19 protein-coding genes are annotated in these 16,699 nt (G+C 44.4%); 10 read left to right on the forward strand and 9 right to left on the reverse strand.

Annotated elements, in window-relative coordinates; all coding sequences use genetic code 11:
* Positions 1 to 58 precede the first annotated feature (58 nt).
* The gene (locus PLE7327_RS13525; RefSeq protein WP_015144373.1) at positions 59 to 1,585 is read right to left on the reverse strand and encodes an NAD(P)/FAD-dependent oxidoreductase; all 1,527 of its coding nucleotides are present in this window, start codon (positions 1,583 to 1,585) and stop codon (positions 59 to 61) included.
* Between the two features lie 220 nt (positions 1,586 to 1,805).
* Here PLE7327_RS13525 and PLE7327_RS13530 point away from each other — a divergent pair, with 220 nt between their 5' ends.
* From PLE7327_RS13530 to tadA, 3 genes are all read left to right on the forward strand, one after another.
* Positions 1,806 to 3,815 carry an amylo-alpha-1,6-glucosidase gene (locus PLE7327_RS13530; protein WP_015144374.1) on the forward strand — a complete coding sequence of 670 codons (2,010 nt, stop codon included), beginning with the start codon at positions 1,806 to 1,808 and terminating at the stop codon, positions 3,813 to 3,815.
* A 96-nt stretch (positions 3,816 to 3,911) separates the two neighbouring features.
* Positions 3,912 to 4,226, forward strand: a complete 315-nt coding sequence (gene grxC, locus PLE7327_RS13535) for a glutaredoxin 3 (protein WP_015144375.1) — start codon at positions 3,912 to 3,914, stop codon at positions 4,224 to 4,226.
* Positions 4,227 to 4,239: 13 nt separating this feature from the next.
* Positions 4,240 to 4,737, forward strand: a complete 498-nt coding sequence (tadA, locus tag PLE7327_RS13540) for a tRNA adenosine(34) deaminase TadA (RefSeq protein ID WP_015144376.1) — start codon at positions 4,240 to 4,242, stop codon at positions 4,735 to 4,737.
* Between the two features lie 206 nt (positions 4,738 to 4,943).
* On the opposite strand, the gene PLE7327_RS13545 is transcribed toward tadA, so the two are convergent.
* Complete coding sequence (locus tag PLE7327_RS13545; RefSeq protein ID WP_015144377.1) at positions 4,944 to 5,255, reverse strand: RNA-binding protein; 312 nt, start codon at positions 5,253 to 5,255, stop codon at positions 4,944 to 4,946.
* Positions 5,256 to 5,536: 281 nt separating this feature from the next.
* Positions 5,537 to 6,622 (reverse strand): 4-hydroxythreonine-4-phosphate dehydrogenase PdxA, encoded by a 1,086-nt coding sequence (gene pdxA, locus PLE7327_RS13550; protein ID WP_015144378.1) that lies wholly within the window; start codon positions 6,620 to 6,622, stop codon positions 5,537 to 5,539.
* A gap of 195 nt (positions 6,623 to 6,817) precedes the next feature.
* On the opposite strand from pdxA, the gene PLE7327_RS13555 reads away from it, so the two are divergent.
* The 4 genes from PLE7327_RS13555 to PLE7327_RS13570 all read left to right on the forward strand — a co-directional run bounded on the left by PLE7327_RS13555 (position 6,818) and on the right by PLE7327_RS13570 (position 10,306).
* Positions 6,818 to 6,931 (forward strand): PetM family cytochrome b6-f complex subunit 7, encoded by a 114-nt coding sequence (locus tag PLE7327_RS13555; protein ID WP_015144379.1) that lies wholly within the window; start codon positions 6,818 to 6,820, stop codon positions 6,929 to 6,931.
* A 98-nt stretch (positions 6,932 to 7,029) separates the two neighbouring features.
* A complete protein-coding gene (gene psb28, locus PLE7327_RS13560; RefSeq protein ID WP_015144380.1) occupies positions 7,030 to 7,422 on the forward strand; it encodes a photosystem II reaction center protein Psb28 in 393 nt (130 codons plus the stop codon).
* Positions 7,423 to 7,564: 142 nt separating this feature from the next.
* On the forward strand, positions 7,565 to 8,488 hold the full coding sequence (locus PLE7327_RS13565; RefSeq protein WP_015144381.1) for a TIGR01777 family oxidoreductase: 924 nt from the start codon (positions 7,565 to 7,567) through the stop codon (positions 8,486 to 8,488).
* 60 nt (positions 8,489 to 8,548) lie between these two features.
* Positions 8,549 to 10,306 (forward strand): DUF6798 domain-containing protein, encoded by a 1,758-nt coding sequence (locus PLE7327_RS13570; protein ID WP_015144382.1) that lies wholly within the window; start codon positions 8,549 to 8,551, stop codon positions 10,304 to 10,306.
* Between the two features lie 9 nt (positions 10,307 to 10,315).
* On the opposite strand, the gene PLE7327_RS13575 is transcribed toward PLE7327_RS13570, so the two are convergent.
* Positions 10,316 to 10,684 (reverse strand): EamA family transporter, encoded by a 369-nt coding sequence (locus PLE7327_RS13575; protein WP_015144383.1) that lies wholly within the window; start codon positions 10,682 to 10,684, stop codon positions 10,316 to 10,318.
* Between the two features lie 171 nt (positions 10,685 to 10,855).
* Here PLE7327_RS13575 and PLE7327_RS13580 point away from each other — a divergent pair, with 171 nt between their 5' ends.
* On the forward strand, positions 10,856 to 11,332 hold the full coding sequence (locus PLE7327_RS13580) for a DUF1643 domain-containing protein (RefSeq protein ID WP_015144384.1): 477 nt from the start codon (positions 10,856 to 10,858) through the stop codon (positions 11,330 to 11,332).
* 55 nt (positions 11,333 to 11,387) lie between these two features.
* Here PLE7327_RS13580 and PLE7327_RS26165 read toward each other — a convergent pair whose 3' ends face one another.
* The 5 genes from PLE7327_RS26165 to PLE7327_RS13600 form a co-directional block, all read right to left on the reverse strand.
* The gene (locus PLE7327_RS26165; RefSeq protein WP_256377692.1) at positions 11,388 to 11,519 is read right to left on the reverse strand and encodes a hypothetical protein; all 132 of its coding nucleotides are present in this window, start codon (positions 11,517 to 11,519) and stop codon (positions 11,388 to 11,390) included.
* Between the two features lie 179 nt (positions 11,520 to 11,698).
* Positions 11,699 to 12,391, reverse strand: a complete 693-nt coding sequence (locus tag PLE7327_RS13585) for an alpha/beta hydrolase (protein ID WP_051036439.1) — start codon at positions 12,389 to 12,391, stop codon at positions 11,699 to 11,701.
* Between the two features lie 263 nt (positions 12,392 to 12,654).
* A complete protein-coding gene (locus PLE7327_RS13590) occupies positions 12,655 to 13,113 on the reverse strand; it encodes a GNAT family N-acetyltransferase (protein WP_015144385.1) in 459 nt (152 codons plus the stop codon).
* 160 nt (positions 13,114 to 13,273) lie between these two features.
* Positions 13,274 to 13,747 (reverse strand): GNAT family N-acetyltransferase, encoded by a 474-nt coding sequence (locus PLE7327_RS13595; protein WP_015144386.1) that lies wholly within the window; start codon positions 13,745 to 13,747, stop codon positions 13,274 to 13,276.
* 121 nt (positions 13,748 to 13,868) lie between these two features.
* A complete protein-coding gene (locus PLE7327_RS13600) occupies positions 13,869 to 14,621 on the reverse strand; it encodes a cyclopropane-fatty-acyl-phospholipid synthase family protein (protein ID WP_015144387.1) in 753 nt (250 codons plus the stop codon).
* 235 nt (positions 14,622 to 14,856) lie between these two features.
* Between PLE7327_RS13600 and PLE7327_RS13605 the strand changes: the two genes are divergently transcribed.
* Both PLE7327_RS13605 and PLE7327_RS13610 read left to right on the forward strand, forming a co-directional pair.
* Positions 14,857 to 15,783, forward strand: coding sequence for an AraC family transcriptional regulator (locus PLE7327_RS13605; RefSeq protein WP_015144388.1), 927 nt, complete (start codon positions 14,857 to 14,859; stop codon positions 15,781 to 15,783).
* A 298-nt stretch (positions 15,784 to 16,081) separates the two neighbouring features.
* Positions 16,082 to 16,690 carry an FMN-dependent NADH-azoreductase gene (locus tag PLE7327_RS13610; protein WP_015144389.1) on the forward strand — a complete coding sequence of 203 codons (609 nt, stop codon included), beginning with the start codon at positions 16,082 to 16,084 and terminating at the stop codon, positions 16,688 to 16,690.
* Positions 16,691 to 16,699 lie beyond the last annotated feature (9 nt).

Consider the following 16,699-nt stretch of genomic DNA (forward strand, 5'->3'; position numbering starts at 1 on the left):
TCTCCTCATCCCTAAATCCCTTTTCCCACAGGGGACGAAGGGACTTCAGGCAAAAGTCTTAAGTTGAAAGCCCCTCTCCTGCCCTGGGAGAGGGGTTGGGGTGAGGGCGATTTGAGTTTTGTCGCTCAACCCGGGTATTTGCACATAAAATCCCCGATGCGGCGACAGCGGGAACGCCAATTCCTGGCATGGTACTGTCCCCGACGCGATATAAGCCAGAAATCGGCGTATGGCAGTTGGGAAACATGCCTTTTCCTGCTGCGATCGCAGCACCATAAGTTCCTTGAAAACGATGAAGAAAATGAGAATGCGTTAAGGGAGTTCCAATCAATTCTAAAGTAATTCGTTGACGAATATCTGGAATTACTTTTTCTAAAGCACGATATAAAAATTGTGCTTTTTCTCGTTTTTTATCTTCATATTTTTTATCTTTTTGCCACCCTTCATAGGCTTCTAAGGTATAAGCATGAACGACATGATATCCCTCTGGAGCAAGATTGCGATCCCATACTGAAGGAATGGAAATCATACAAGTATTTCCTGGTTTTGTAATATCTTGTTTGCTGTCATGAACGACGACATGATGTCCCGTCAATTCTTCCAAACCATCAGCTTTAATTCCTAAATGAAGGTGCATCAAACTCTCGATTGCTGGAGTTTTTAGAGTTTCTTCTCGATACTTTCTGGGTAAATCTTCTAGCTTTAATAATTTTCCATAAGTATCCCAAATCGTCGCATTAGAAATCACGATTGGCGCTTTAATGATTTCTCCTTTACGTAATTTAACTCCAATAACTTTGCCAGATTTTACTAAAATTTGTTCGACATGAGTTCCTACCCGTAACTCTCCTCCCCACCGCTGAAAACCTCTGATTATGGCATCTACAATTGCTCCGCTGCCGCCAACCGGATATTCAACGCCAACGCGAGTTCGTTCGCCTAACATAAAAGCCACTTCAGGCGCGATCTTACCATGCGCTTTTAATCCCGATAGCAGAAAACATTCCAAGTCAATTAATCTGCGTACCCAAGGATCGCTAACTTCTCGATCCATAACGTCTCCCACAGAAGAATTAATGATATTTCTTTGAGGTAATAACTTTAATAAAGTAAGAAAACAACGCGATATTAAAACAGGAATTAATTGCCAATCGGATCGCAAAGCAATTGTAGGAATATCTTTTAGACAATCGTAAAGAGATAATAGATGCTGCTCGAATCTTTCTAATTCTTGTGTGCCCTGAGGCGTAACTTTAGCGACCTCTAGGCGATATTTTTGCAGATTGCTATAAACTGGAAAAGTTCCTTCGGGAAAATGATAATGTCCGAGAGGATCGTAGGGAATGACTTCTAAAGATTCTCCTAATACGTCTAAGACTTGTTTGAGAGGATTGAGACTCGGAAATTTATTGCCCAAACCACAATAAAAAGAAGATCCTGAATCGAAATGAAAACTGTGACGAGAAAAACTGTGCGCGGCACCGCCAGCAATGGTATGACTTTCACAAATTAATACTTTTTTGCCATATCTTGCTAACAATGCGCCAACTGTTAATCCGCCGATTCCACTCCCGATAACAATAATCTATAAAAATTTATTCAGTCGGATTTGATATTAGTTGCCTTCCCTAATTAAATTTAATAAAAAAGCTGAGTAACAGAATTTTAATTGCGATGCTTTACAAAATTTTTAGAGAATCTCACAATTATAAAAATCCTCAATAGACTGTAAAGTAGGTTGGTAGTATGGGAAGGATGCCCACGCGAACGTCCCGCTCGCACTACGTTCATAATTAAAAAAAGCTATGAGTATTGATTTTGGACGAGAAACCTGTAGCGATCTAAACGCCCTACAGACGCGAGAATGGTTAGTGACGAATGGAATTGGCGGTTATGCGTCGGGAACTCTCGCCAATTCGCTTACCAGAGGCTATCACGGCATACTCGTCGCTGCCTTAAAACCTCCCTTGGAACGCACTTTATTAGTGTCAAAAATTGACGACACGGCTTACTATAATGGCTCGATTTATCCCCTTTTTACAAATAATTGGATTAACGAAACAGTCGATCCGCAGGGGTATCGCTATCTTGACAGCTTCTCCCTAGAAGGAACTATCCCGCTATGGCGCTATCGGATAGAAGATGCGTTATTAGAAAAACGAATTTGGATGCAACCCGGCTCGAATACAACTTATATTTACTATAGGGTGTATGAAGCCGCGCAACCCCTAAGCCTTTCCCTCAAAGTTTTGGTGAATTATCGCGACTATCATAGCAGAACTAGGGCAGGAAACTGGCGCATGCATTTAGAACCGATCGCGCGGGGGGTACGAGTAAATGCATTTCCCGATGCCGTTCCTTACTATATACTAGCCGATCGCGCTACTGTTTCCCCAGTCAATGAATGGTACTACGGATTTGAATTAGATAGAGAACGCGATCGCGGATTAGACCACTTCGACGATAACCTCTATGCAGTTAAAATAGCCACCTATGACACTGCCCTCGAACCGGGCCAATCTTTAACCGTTGTCGCCACTACAGAAAGTAACCCAGATTTGGATGGAATCGCTCAATTAGAAGTTCGTCGCGCCTACGAGCAAAGATTGCTAGAGACTTGGCAAACAAGTCAGCCAACGGCTGCTAAACATGCACCTGAGTGGGTGAAGCAACTGGTACTGGATGCAGATCGATTTATCGTCAACCGTCCCTTACCCGATAATCCCGATGGGAAGACGATTATTGCAGGTTATCATTGGTTTACCGACTGGGGAAGGGATACCATGATTAGCTTACCAGGACTTACCCTCTCCACAGGGCGATCGAGAATTGCCCGTTCCATAATTCGTACCTTCGCCCAATATATCAGTCAGGGAATGCTACCCAATCACTTTCCAGACGATAACAAACCCTTGGACGATGGGGATTACAACACGGTTGACGCTACTCTTTGGTATTTTGAAGCCATTCGCAGCTACTATGAGGCGACGAGAGACGCAACACTGGTACAAGAAATCTTTCCCAAATTAGCAGAAATTATCGATTGGCATCGCCGAGGAACGCGATACAACATTTACTTAGATGCTCATGACGGACTTCTCTATGCAGGCACGCCGGGAGTACAACTGACTTGGATGGATGCGAAAGTAGAAGATTGGGTAGTTACCCCTCGCATCGGCAAACCCGTAGAAATTAACGCGCTTTGGTACAATGCCTTGAGAACCCTGTCTAAATTTGCCCAGCAACTAGGACAGCCTTACCAGGAATACGACAACATGGCGCAGGCAACGCTGATGGGCTTCCAACGCTTTTGGAATGAGGATTTAGGCTATTGTTTCGACGTTCTCGATACGCCAGAAGGCAACGATGCCTCCCTGCGTCCCAATCAAATTTTTGCCGTATCGCTGCCAGAAAGTCCGTTAACCCCCATTCAACAGCGAAAAATAGTCGAAACCTGCGATCGCCTTTTGCTAACACCCTACGGCTTGCGCAGCCTTTCACTTGATAACCCTCAGTATCGAGGTTATTATGAGGGCGATCGCGTACAACGAGACGGTGCTTACCATCAGGGAACGGTTTGGGGATGGTTGTTGGGCGCTTATGTTATGGCTCATCTGCGCGTTTTTAACGATCCCCTAGCAGCACGTAGAATTTTAGAACCGATGGCAAATCATATTCTAGAGGCAGGCGTAGGCAGTATTAGCGAAATTTTTGACGGCAATGCACCCTTTGCGCCTAAAGGTTGTATAGCTCAAGCGTGGTCGGTTGCAGAAGTATTAAGGGCTTGGCTAGCAACAGAATCAGTTATTAATTAGTTAGGGGACGGGCTGCGCCAACAATCTTTACTATCTCCTCAATTAAAATGAGAGTAGTTTCTCTATTTATGAAACTAAAATCATACAGCGAGAAAAATGCTCGATCTTCTCAATTCTCTTTTAGGTCGCCATCCAGAACGGGTTAAAGCTAACGTCGAGATCTACACCTGGCAAACCTGTCCTTACTGCATTCGTGCCAAGTTACTCCTCTGGTGGAAAGGCGTTAATTTCACCGAATACAAAATCGACGGCGACGAAGCAGCCAGAAACGCAATGGCGCAACGCGCTAACGGAAGGAGAACCGTTCCCCAGATTTTTATCAACGATCGCCATATTGGTGGGTGCGACGACCTCTATAGTCTTGATGGGCAAGGTCAATTAGATTCTCTCTTAGCGCAACCTGTCAGTTAAATCCTTGACAATTGTGCCATTTCTAACGCAAATCGATCCAATCGCTTATTTAACTCATAGGCATTGGATGAGTCGTGCCATAGAATTAGCCCAGGAAGCGGGAGAGGCGGGAGATGTTCCTGTCGGTGCCGTAATTGTCGATCGCGCTGGCAATCTCGTTGCTGAAGCTTCCAATCGCAAAGAAAGAGACAAAGATCCCACCGCCCATGCAGAAATTCTTGTCCTTCGCTCTGCCAGTCAAGTCTTACAAACCTGGCATCTCAATGATTGTACTCTCTACGTCACCCTAGAACCCTGTCCCATGTGTGCGGGGGCGATTATTCAAGCGCGGATTGGTTTGCTAGTTTATGGAGCAGACGATCCGAAAACGGGTTGCATCCGTACCGTTGCCAATCTTCCCGATAGTCCTGCCTCCAATCACCGATTGCCTGTACTGGCGGGAATCCTGGAATCAGCTTGTCGAGAGCAGCTGCAATCTTGGTTTGCTCAGAAAAGGGGTAAGAAAAGTTAGGGTCGATCGCTTTGCTCGCTTTTCATTCCTGCTCGAACGCGAGCTAGAAGCTCCCACTACTGATTATTGTGTTTGTTTAACCGGGTTTGATATCACTTGAAAATTGCTGTAAATTGTCTCAACGTTAAAAGGGTGAAGATAATAAATCTCCACCCCTATGTTTATTAAACCATCAGCGATGTCTACAGAAAATTTAGCTTTTCAGCTTAAAATCGCTTTGAGTAATTACTATTTCTCCGACCGCCGCCGCCAAATGAGCCTCTGGTATCGCGGTTTTCGCGAGGTTTGGCTTGATTGACTTTGAGTTCGCGACCGTACCACTCAGCTCCATCGAGAGCTTCGATAGCTGCTGCTTCTTGGGCTGTGGTTTCCATTTCTACGAAAGCAAAGCCGCGCATCCGACCCGTTTCGCGATCGGTGGGGAGATGAACTCGTTTGACCGAACCGTATTCTGCAAATACAGAATTTAGCTCGGCTTCTGTAACTTCATAGGACAAGTTACCTACATAAATCGACATGGATTGTCTCCTAGACTTAAATAGCGTGTAAGTATTGAGATTTCGGAGAGAATCCTGCCGAGACTAAACCGGAAAACCCTGTTAACACAAACAACAAACTCTTCTACCGAATGCTAATTCTCAATCAATAATCATATTCTATCACATTTTTTTTCTGGAATAAATTTAATGGGTTATTGCTGAAATGCCCGGTACGGTCAACTTAGCAATCTTATCGAGCTGGAACAAAAATTGATTATCTCTTTTTTAGTTAAGTCAATCATTGTCTCTCCTTAGAAAAATTACGCGATCGCGTTTCGAGAAAATTTAATTTTGGCCAACTGCGCCGCTAACTCAATCGCCTCTTTCATGCTGCTTGCGTTAGCGATTCCCTTTCCGGCAATGTCAAATGCCGTACCGTGGTCGGGAGAAGTACGAATGAAAGGCAAGCCAATCGTGGTATTAATTGCCCTGTCGAATGCCATTAATTTCACTGGAATTAAACCCTGATCGTGATACAGGGCAAGATAGGCATCGGCGGCATCTACATTAGGATCGTTGCCATACCAAGCTTGACCGGGTTTAACCCACATCGTATCGGGAGGAATAGGTCCAATTAACTTGACTTGAGAGCGGTTTTCTCGTTCTTTTTCCAGCCAAGGAATCAACCAGTCTCGTTCTTCGGTTCCCAGTTGTCCTTGTTCGCCGCTATGAGGATTTAACCCGGCAATAACAATTTGGGGCGCATCGATGCCAAAATCTTTTTTGAGAGAATCGATTAATAAATCGAGTTTTAAAGACATTAGTTCGGGAGTTAGGGCAGTTGAAACTTGATTTAAGGGAATGTGGGTGGTTGCGAGCAGGGTTCGCAATATACAACTTGTATGAGGCGATCGCGCGACGAATAACATCCCAAATTTCTCTACCCCGGCTTTTTGCGCTAAAACTTCTGTCTGTCCGGGATAATGATGTCCTGCCGCTTTCCAGCAAGATTTGGCAATTGGGGCAGTGACGATCCCTTGAAATTCTCCTTTTCTAGTACGGGCGATCGCTTCTTCGAGGTAGGCGAAACTCATTGCTCCGCTAGCTGCATTACCCGTTCCCACAGTAATTTGCGTTGCGATCGCGCCATCGATCGGTATATCTAGAATGGGGAATTCGTCAGGATTGGCTAAAGTTTTTTCTTTTGATGTAAAGATTTGTTGCAATTTCTGATAAGTTTGTTGCAGGAGCGATCGGCTGCCAACGACGGTAACCCGGCAAGTTTCCCGAATTGACGGATCGGCTAGGGCTTTCAAGACGATTTCCGGTCCAATCCCTGCTGGATCGCCTATCGTAACAGCTAAATGGGGAAGTTGGGATAGATTTTTATTCGCTTTGGCGGACATCTTTTAAGAATCGGTTAATTTCTAGTTAGTCGGAAGAGGAGCGATGCCTTACAATACCTATAATGACTGAAAGTCTTTATTTGGTGACGATCTAGGACTACTGAAAACGTCTAGCGAGCGCGTAGCGGCTAGAGGTAGTTTATGATAGTCATCTTCTTGGAAGCAACTTTAGCTAAATAAAAAGGAGAGATAAACATGAGTGCTGAGAGTATGCTTTTTAACGGAGCAATCCTATTAATTGTTCTAACGCTAGTAGGAGTAGCCTGGGGCTTTCTTCTGCTGAAAATTCAAGGCGGCGAGCCAGAATAACCTTAGCTAAGATGAAGCTTGAAGAACATTCGTTCGCAAGCTTCAAGCTCAAAATTTTTAATAGCAATTTTTTTGAAAAAATTTCTTGATAAATATCAATGTCTTCTTCTAATCCGTCTATAGAATTTTTCGTCGGTCTTTCTGAAGAGTTAGAAAACGTTAGTTTGCGTCAAAACAAAGACACAGGCGTGCGAAGCGTTTTGATGACTTTTAAGATGCTAAAAGCACTGGAGAAATTCCAAAGTTTTACCCAAAAAACCTATGGAGATTTACGGTTAATTGATTCGGAAGGAGAAATTAGTATCGAGCCTGCTTCGCTGAAAATTATCTATGGCGGCGATGATGGTGACGATTTGATCCGAGTAGAATGCAAGCTGGAAATTTATCGAGAAGATCATTGGGAAAGACTCATGCGCTTCCTACACCGCTATGCCGAAGCCAACGGAATGGGATATCAAGAGAAAGGCACAGGACAGAGGACAGAGGATTGAGGTGACAAGGAGACAGGAAGACGGAGTGTGAGGAGTGTGGGAGGAAGTGGGAGGGTGGGGAGATAGGGAGACAATTAACCACTAACCACTAACCATTAACAAATGACCAATACCAATGACCAATGACCAATGACTAATAACGATGAAAATAGCAATTACAGGAGCAACCGGATTTGTCGGCACTCGCTTAGTTGAAAAACTGAACGCAGAGGGCCATCAAATCTTAGTCTTTACTCGCAATCCAGAACGTGCTCGACGAGTTTTTCCCGCGTCAGCCTTCCCTAATGTAGAAATTGCCGCTTATACTCCCATACAATCGGGAGATTGGCAACAAAAAGTAGTTGGCTGCGATGCCGTCGTCAATCTAGCAGGAGAACCGATTTCGGAACGTTGGTCTCCAGAACACAAAAAAGCAATTCTCGAAAGCCGCCAACTGGGAACCCGAAAAATTGTCGAGGCAATCGCTCAAGCCGAGCCAAAACCGAAGGCACTGGTAAATGCTTCCGCCATTGGCTATTATGGCACGAGCGAAACCGCAACCTTTGATGAAAATAGCCCGCCGGGAAATGATTTTCTTGCTCAAGTCTGTCAAGCGTGGGAGGCAGAAGCTAGCAAGGTTATAGAAGCAGGCGTTCGCTTGGTTATTTTGCGGTTTGGTATCGTATTGGGCAATGGGGGAGCCTTAGCCAGAATGATTCCTCCCTTTAAACTGTTTGCGGGAGGACCTATCGGCAGTGGTCGTCAGTGGTTTTCTTGGATTCATCGCGACGATCTGGTTAATTTGATTATAGAAGCTCTCAAACGCCCCGAAATAGAAGGGACATTTAATGCAACCGCCCCCAATCCCGTTCGCATGAGTCAGTTGAGTCAGACTTTAGGAGAAGTGATTCATCGTCCTTCTTGGTTGCCCGTGCCCGATTTTGCCCTAGAACTTTTACTCGGAGAAGGGTCAAAAGTCGTTTTAGAAGGTCAACAAGTTTTGCCCAAAGCAACTGAGGCAATTGGTTTTCAGTACCGATATTCAACCCTAAAATCCGCTTTAGTAGATATTATTTCCCAGATGTAGAGTAGCGATCGCGACTTAAATCAACCAAAATAAAGCTAGAAAATCTTTAAATGTTTAAAGATGAGCAATCTACAGAATTGGGCAAAAAGCGATCGCCTCTTGAAATTTAAATATGAATTTCCATTCGCTTTCGATGTATCTATTTATGGATTAATCTTCTCGCTCGTTTCTATTCTAGTTACGGGTTACAGAGTTCATACCGAAAACCAAGCCCTTCAGATTCCGCTAGTTCATTACATTAACGATCCCTCTCTCTATCCAAACGATCCTTTTGGACAAACTTTACCTTATTACGCTTCGGCAGTTTGGTATCTCGTCGCGTTAGGCAATCGAATTTTTCCTTTAGAACCCTTACTTTTCAGTCTTTTTGTCTTAGAGAGATTGCTAGTCATATTTGCAGCAGGCTATACCGCTAAAACCTTTGCTCCTCACTCTAAATTAGCAATTATTGGGGCGATGGCATTGATAGCGTTAGGGCTGGAAGGACCGACTTTAGGGGGCAATGCGCTAGTCATTAATTACTTCGAGCAAACGGGTTTGTCGATTCCTTTTTTCTTATTAGCTTTTGCCGCTTTTTACCAACAAAATCCCTGGCTGGTCGCTTTATGGACGGCGCTTGGCTTTAATTGTAATAGTATGTATGGAGCCTATGCTCTATCTTACTTGGGAGCTGCATTTTTATTAGATTTCAATTATTTACGTAATTGGAAAAAATGGCTGTTGGGATTTTTGCTCTTTCTTTTATTAGCTTCTCCGGGAATTCTTCTTACCCTCTCTGCCTTCGGTCGAGAAGCGGCAGATAAAGATTTATGGTATTTAGTTAGTAAAGTTCGTTTTCCCCATCATCTCTTTCCGTTGACTTGGAATAAGATTGAATTTGGGAAGTATGGCGCGATCGCAGCTTTAGTACTTGCCTTCCTTTATCAAAATTGCGATCGCTTCAGACAATTATCGAAACTCTGTAACATTTGGACAGGCGTTAGCTTTTTGTGGCTGATTTATGCCTTTGTCGCCGCCTACGTCACTAAATCGCCTTCGATGCTCGTCATGCATCCTGGGAGGGCGATAACGTTGTGGTACGGAATCGCTGCCATTGCCTTGGTTAGCGCTTTTGCCGTCAAACTGGAAACCACAAAAGGAACGACGCGACGAGCCTTTTGGGTAATTATGCTGAGCGCAAGCTTTCTCATTTGGTATCCGATTGTCGGACCATTTATCTTAGCTTTAGCGCTAATCGCGATCGCGATTCATCCGGTCTGGTATTATATTCTCGGTCGAGGAAGTTCTAGCCGCATCGCCCTACTGCTATCCCTTTGGGTTGTCTTTGTCGGCATAACGAGCTTACAGGAGAGATGGGGTAAGGGTCAAAGTTTAGCATCAGCAATTATCTACCGCCCTTCCGCAACTATTGAGGAAATTGCTAATTGGGCGCAAAAGAATACCTCTACTGATTCTGTATTCCTAGCGGAGTTTGGATTGGGTTGGCAGCAATTCCGAGGGCAGTCAAAACGTCCCGTTTATATGAATTGGAAAGATGGTTCAGCAATACTTTGGGATAGAACCTTTGTTACGCCTTGGGTAGAACGCCTTAAGGCAGTGGGTTTTGATATTACCGAAAAGGGGCTAAATTTAAACAAGTCGATGAAAAAGCTCGATGACTTATACAAAAACCTCCGCGATGAAGATGTTGCCAAACTCAAATCTCGCTATAAGCTAGATTATTGGGTCATCTCCAATGAAAAAGCTTCTCAATTCCCCACCGCGTTTGAAAATCAAGCCTTTAAGGTATTGAATTTAAACGAACGGCAAGCGGGGTAGGGAAATCGCTTAGCGTTGCCAAACGACCAGAATAACGCCGCAGGTAATAAATCCCAACCCAACTATACGACTAATCGGAATGGCTTCTTTGTATATAAAGTAGCCGAGTACGACTGAGAAAACGTAAATTAGAGCGACTGAGGGTCCGGCAACGCTGAGATTGACGCGAGTAAGCAAGAGAATGTACGCGATCGCGCCCAATCCGTAGCAGAATAAACCAACAATTAACTCTGGCGTAAATACAATGCTGAGAATATGACTAACGGCATTGCCAGCATTCACTTTTCCTAACTTTAACGCCCCTGCTTTTAAGAAAAATTGTCCGGCGACGCTAGTCAGAATAGAAACAAGTAAAAGACCAAATTCTTTTAGGGTCACTATGCAAAGTCCTCATAGGGGTGCCTCGGATTACTAATTTACAGCAACTTTTGAATTAACAGTAAAAATTTTAGCGATCGCGATTCGTCTAACTCAGATCTTGTCTCTATCATGTTGGGCAGCAGCGAAGGATGACATGCTGGTGCAAAATATAAATCTAATGCTGTTTCTATGAGACGAGAAGCAATATTCGATCCAACAGGCGTTTATCGCTATCTACTCTGGCGAGAGTGGGACGAGAATGCACCTCAAATTGGGTTTATTATGCTCAATCCCAGTACGGCAGATGCCAAAAGAGACGATCCTACCATTCGTAAGTGTATTTATTTGGCTAGCTCTTGGGGCTACGGTTCTCTAGCCGTTGCCAATCTTTTCGCCTATCGAACTGCAAAACCCAAACTATTGCGTCAAGTTGTCGATCCCATCGGTTGGGAAAATGACAATTATCTTCTCAAACTCAGTCATCAAACTCAAAAGATTATTTTTGCCTGGGGAAATCATGGGAGTTGGTTGAACCGCAGTCAAGCTGTAATAAGTTTGTTTGGCGATCGTGATAAGATTTATTGTCTAGGAAAAAATTGCACGGGAGAACCTTCTCACCCTTTATATCTCAAGAAAGAAACGCTGCCGATTCTCTATCAGTTATAAGCGATTTTTGAGTGCCGCATGCACAACACTTTTACAATCAATCAAAATCTGTTTGCTAATGGGGATTGCGATAATGCTCGAACAGACGAGCAATTTGAGTGGGAACGACGCGAGTTAGGGATAGTTGTGGAATTTCTTGTTCTCCAAAAAATGTCGCTTCTTCTGTTTCACAATTGTCTGTAGGCATTCCACCGATTAACTCGCATTGCAACAAAAGTTTATAAATGTGGTGTCGATGAGGTGGATGTTTGAATTACCGGTAACGAATGAGATCGATTTATCAAGTCTGCCGTACAATAACAAGGCAGGACATCGAACTTGCTTGGCCTAAGTTACTGGATTATGCGTAAAACCATTGAATCTATGCTAAATACTTCCCCAGAAGACAAGCATTTCAGCCATCGGAAATGTTGGAATCCTGATTGCTCTTAATCGACTTCTAACCGCATCTAACAGTCTTGCAAAGGAAAGTTCAAGAATCACAGCATCAGGATTAACTTTTTCGTGGGCGACTGCTTTTAGAATCGCTGCACTTCCCATTGGTACACCGTAGAGAACAAATGGACGCTGAAGATTTGAACGTTGAGCGTAACTCAATGCCAGAGCAACATCTTTAGCTTCCCGTACACCTAGAGTTGTCGTATTACCGCTAGAACCTCCTACACCTCGGAAATCAATAAGCAAAGTGTCGTAGCCCAGACGATGAAACACCTCAGCTGGGGCTAGAAGTTGTTTAGCCTTACTACCTCCATTACCAGGAAATAGCAGGGCAGTACCAGTAGATACAGGACGTTGAGCAGGAATGAACCAGGTCTCTAACCACTCCGATCGATTAATGGGGATACGTTGTGTGACATATTCAAATCCAACATCACTGGGGAGTTTAGAGCTAGTAGGTCTAGGAAGTCCCAACCCAAAATGACCGGGAGAACTGAAGTGTGTTAGGGCATAGGCACCAACGTAAGACAAAGCATTAAGAGACAAGAAGACAACCAGTACAACTTGGAAAAACCGCTTTCTGCTTTTTCTTCCCAGCCTAAAGAACTTCAGTAGCTGCATTTACACTACCCCTACTGCCTTACTCAAATCAATAGTATGAGCTTAAACACAACTGACCATGAAACACCCTAGCAATAACGCTTAACTACCAATCCTCACAGGCAATTTTGTGGTTGCTGTCCCTACCGAGAACTTGCGGCATAACGGACTCAAATCAGCGGCGGCAGACCACCTCGAACTCAGCACCAGCGACTTTCGCCCGTCCGCCTGCATTTGAATTGTTAGTCGGCTCTCTACCCACATACCATTTCTAGATTTCTAGATCACAATTCACGTCGCATACACAGTTCGCCGTTCTCTTCTTCTGTTCCGGTATAGACAAAGCCCATCTTCTCGTAAAACGGACTGGGACCACCTTTAGCTGGCACACAACTTGTTTCAACCGCATCCGCTCCAGGGCGCGTCTTGACGTGCGCGAAGAACAACTCCAGCGCCTTTCGTCCGTACCCACGCCCCTGGTATTGCTCAGCGATCATAAAGCGCCACAGAAAGTACTCTTGCTGAGCTACATTGTCTTCCAACATTAAAAAACCAACTGGCACATCGCCAGCGTAGATCGCACGGAACCAAGCAACCTCTGGATTAAAATGCGCTTCTGCGATAGACGCGGCGTTCGATGCCACGAACTGCTCTTGGTGTGGGGCTACTTTTAATCGGACAATATCACGCCAGTTTTCTTTAGTGATCTCGCGCAGCGTTATTTCGAGGTCGAATTCGGACATACAAAATGTTCTCGCTGAACAATGCTCTTAGGAATAGAATAATTTCTCACTCAGTGATACAGACAATACCACAACTGCCGCCCAACGATTAAGTTGAACGGTTGCTAGCAAACTTTGCCACAACACCAACCAACTGTATTAGTCCGCTCCAAACGGGATGTTATGCCGCACTATACAGCAACTTCTCCATTATATAATTGATGAATATTTCGCCCCGACAAGTTACCTCCTGCTCTTTAATGATTGAAAACCCCATACGTTGAAAAAATGGTTTTGCCGTGATGCTTGCTTCAGTCATTAGATAGACTACTCCCAAGTCTAAAGCCTTTGCTTCAATCGCTTGATAGATTTGACTACCCACTCCACAACGTTGATAGTTTTTGTGGCAGTAAAAACAGTCAATATGACCATTAGGCTCTAGCTCTCCGAATCCAGTAATCACACCTTCATCATCAGCAACATAGGTGAATCGATTTGAGCAGATCTTTTCCCAATCTCTGAAATGAATATTTTCAGGTGCCCATGCCTCAACTTGACTGCTTGAGTAATCGCGGCTGTTTATTTCGCGTACTGTTTCATGAAACAACCGTGCTACTTTTTCTGCATCTTGCTTTTCAAATAACCTTATTTTCATAGGATAACCTCATCGACAATCTAGAAACTGCCTCTTTTCCATTAACTTTACGCTAATTCAAGTTTCAACGCTGACAGATAACTTCTAACTACTGCCACCACCATTGTTAGACAGCTTTTTTCTAGGCTGCTTGCAGAACATAGAATGTATAACCATAGAAGTCGCTGAATTTTTCAAACAGTCTCATCTCTTCTTCAATTTCACGAATAACGGATTGAGTACTGGGGGTGATTTTAATCTGCTGCATCCGCTCACGGAGCGGTTCATAATAATTGACCCACCAAGCCTGAATTGGCAGCCGATGCGTAGAAAGTATGCTAAAGCTAGACCTATTAGCTCGATCAATATTCTCAGCCTCGGTACCCATCATCGGATAGGCATTTCGCCAAAACGCAATCGCAGGCTCTGCCACATTATCAGCAAACCAACTCATCTCTGATATGACGGCAATACCACTGTCTGAAAGAAGCGGTCGCCAGATTTTAAGAGCCTGCTCAAACCCAAGATTATAAGCAGCCCCCTCAGACCAAAGCAGATCAACCGAACCCACTGACCAATCGAGCTTAGCCATGTCACCCTGAATTGGAATGATTAAATGCTCAAGACTAAGCTGTTTGGCGCGAGCTTTGAGTTCGTTGATAAAAACCAACGAGGCATCTACAGCCACAACGGTGCTTTGGTAGTGTTGTGCAAGCAGCAATGCGCTGGCACCGCTTCCACATCCTAAATCGGCAATTCGCGGCTTGAGCGGCAAAGTCGAAAGATTGCTCAAAATATTGCACGAGAAGTCGGAGTCACCTGGCCCTTTCCGGTCAAGTCCACGGTGTAAATTAGTTAAAGGGGCAATGTCCTCAATTTGATTTTCTGTACTCATCTGGATTTTTGCTAGCTCTAATACCAATAAGCTTTTGCCGTCTAACGGCAGAGGTGAGCGGCAGCAGATTACCTAAAACTCAGCATTGAGATCTCTAAGCTGTCCGCTCCACAGCAGTGTTGGGCTGCTGGCAAGAGCTAAAACTACTCATGCACTTGCACGGTGTGAATTGATAAATCATAATCGAAATGACTACAGTATTTCAGCAGCTTTTAGACATAGACAAGCTAGTTGTATGAAACAAGCTCTCCCTGAAACCAAAAAACAACCCGTATGTAATGCGGTGGCGATTGACTTCACTAGAGACAGTGAGGTTTTGCAGGTTTTCCCCTCTGGTTCGCTCCTTTCAAGCAAACTGGGCCAGTGGAACGGAATCCATTTGAGCTACTATCAACATCCTCCCCATGAAATTCCTGAAACCATCTCTAATCAGCACTTAATTCTAGTTCACCTAGAGATTCCGACTCAGGCTGAACAAAAACTCGATGCAAAATTTCAAGAAAACCAGTTTCAGGTTGGCGATATTCTGATTGTTCCAGCCTATACGCCTCACTACGCTCGTTGGGACACAGAGCATCGCTACCTGATTCTTAGTCTTGATCCAACCGCATTTCTCAGCGTGGTACAATCAACGGAAAGCTGGGACAGGGCTGAATTGGTGCCTCATTTTGCTACGGCTGATCCGTTAGTTCATCGAATAGGATTGGCTCTGAAAGCTGAACTTGAGTCGAACAACTTGGGCGGGCGACTTTATGCAGATTCGCTCAGCACCACGCTATTTATCCATCTGCTGCGTCACTATGCTGCCCAAAAACCAATCCTCTCAGCCCAAGAAGGTGGGTTGCCAATCTATCGGTTACGGCAGGTGATCGAATATATTGATGCTTATCTCGATCGCGACTTAACCCTAGCTGAACTTGCGGCTGTCGCCCACATGAGCCCGAATTACTTCACACAGCTTTTCAAGCAATCAACTGGATTCACACCCCATCAGTATGTGATTCGGCATCGAGTTGAGCGGGCAAAGCAATTGTTAATTGAGGGTGAGTTGGCGATCGCGGACATTGCGCTTCAGGTCGGGTTTGCCCATCAAAGTCATTTCAATCGCCACTTCAAACGATGGATGGGAGTCACGCCCAAAGTCTTTCTTAACAACCAGTGAGAATGTGCCAAGAATCGGGAGATCCGGCAAGAAATCAACGGTTCATCATCTTCATACTGTAGATGTTCACTGAGTTGTGGCTTTTGAGCAGGATGAATCACGCCTGATTTGGCAATGGATTATTTTTGGTCGGCAGCCTGATTTTTACGTTTGCTGCCAGCCTTGAAGCGGCTGAGACCTGATCCGTTCGCTCGATTATTCGTTTGTGTGCCTGCTTGTCTTTTACGATAGGCTGCTTTCTCCTGATGCCAGAGCCACAGCAGGAATAGCTAACGCCTCTGAAACGAACACTTTAATCATGTCCTGTATTCTGCATCTTGACTCCAGCTCTCGAGGAAGTCGCTCTATTTCGCGTGCATTGACGAAGGAATTCGTTGCCCGTTGGCTTCAAATTCACCCAGGCGATCGCGTCACCTACCGCGATGTTGGTCAATATCCAGTTCCACCTGTTGATGAGGCGTGGATTGCTGCATCGTTCAGCAAGTCTGAGGATTTAGCACCTGAACTTGCTAGTGCTTTGAGCGTCTCTGATGAGTTAATTGATGAGTTACTGATTGCCGATCGCTATGTCTTTGGAATTCCCATGTATAACTTCAGTATTTCAGCTAATTTCAAAGCCTACATTGATCAGATTGTGCGCGTAAATCGCACGTTTACTTCGGATTGGCAAGGATTAGTCAAAAATAAAAAAATGTTGATCATCACTACACGGGGTGGAAGTTACTCTGACGCATCCTCAAATCAGCTTGACTTCCAAGAACCCTATCTGCGAACTGTTTTTGAGTTCATTGGGATTACAGATATCACCTTTATCCATGCCGAAAATTTAACGATGGGAGATGAGTCCAGACAACAATCTCTCAGGGAGGCTCATATCGCGATTCAGAATCTTGTTGCCATTTGGTAGTCATTCAAC

It is taken from the genome of Pleurocapsa sp. PCC 7327 (assembly GCF_000317025.1).
In the GTDB taxonomy this organism is placed as follows: Bacteria; Cyanobacteriota; Cyanobacteriia; order Cyanobacteriales; family Microcystaceae; genus Hydrococcus.

Coding starts and splice junctions, on each gene's coding strand:
- PLE7327_RS13565 (WP_015144381.1), top strand. CDS start 7,565: ATGAAAATAGCAATTACAGGAGCAACCGGATTTGTCGGCACTCGCTTA.
- pdxA (WP_015144378.1), bottom strand. CDS start 6,622: ATGTCCGCCAAAGCGAATAAAAATCTATCCCAACTTCCCCATTTAGCT.
- grxC (WP_015144375.1), top strand. CDS start 3,912: ATGCTCGATCTTCTCAATTCTCTTTTAGGTCGCCATCCAGAACGGGTT.
- PLE7327_RS13555 (WP_015144379.1), top strand. CDS start 6,818: ATGAGTGCTGAGAGTATGCTTTTTAACGGAGCAATCCTATTAATTGTT.
- PLE7327_RS13605 (WP_015144388.1), top strand. CDS start 14,857: ATGAAACAAGCTCTCCCTGAAACCAAAAAACAACCCGTATGTAATGCG.
- PLE7327_RS26165 (WP_256377692.1), bottom strand. CDS start 11,519: ATGCCTACAGACAATTGTGAAACAGAAGAAGCGACATTTTTTGGAGAA.
- PLE7327_RS13545 (WP_015144377.1), bottom strand. CDS start 5,255: ATGTCGATTTATGTAGGTAACTTGTCCTATGAAGTTACAGAAGCCGAG.
- PLE7327_RS13570 (WP_015144382.1), top strand. CDS start 8,549: ATGAGCAATCTACAGAATTGGGCAAAAAGCGATCGCCTCTTGAAATTT.
- PLE7327_RS13585 (WP_051036439.1), bottom strand. CDS start 12,391: ATGCAGCTACTGAAGTTCTTTAGGCTGGGAAGAAAAAGCAGAAAGCGG.
- PLE7327_RS13600 (WP_015144387.1), bottom strand. CDS start 14,621: ATGAGTACAGAAAATCAAATTGAGGACATTGCCCCTTTAACTAATTTA.
- PLE7327_RS13530 (WP_015144374.1), top strand. CDS start 1,806: ATGAGTATTGATTTTGGACGAGAAACCTGTAGCGATCTAAACGCCCTA.
- PLE7327_RS13610 (WP_015144389.1), top strand. CDS start 16,082: ATGTCCTGTATTCTGCATCTTGACTCCAGCTCTCGAGGAAGTCGCTCT.
- psb28 (WP_015144380.1), top strand. CDS start 7,030: ATGTCTTCTTCTAATCCGTCTATAGAATTTTTCGTCGGTCTTTCTGAA.
- PLE7327_RS13595 (WP_015144386.1), bottom strand. CDS start 13,747: ATGAAAATAAGGTTATTTGAAAAGCAAGATGCAGAAAAAGTAGCACGG.
- PLE7327_RS13580 (WP_015144384.1), top strand. CDS start 10,856: ATGAGACGAGAAGCAATATTCGATCCAACAGGCGTTTATCGCTATCTA.
- PLE7327_RS13590 (WP_015144385.1), bottom strand. CDS start 13,113: ATGTCCGAATTCGACCTCGAAATAACGCTGCGCGAGATCACTAAAGAA.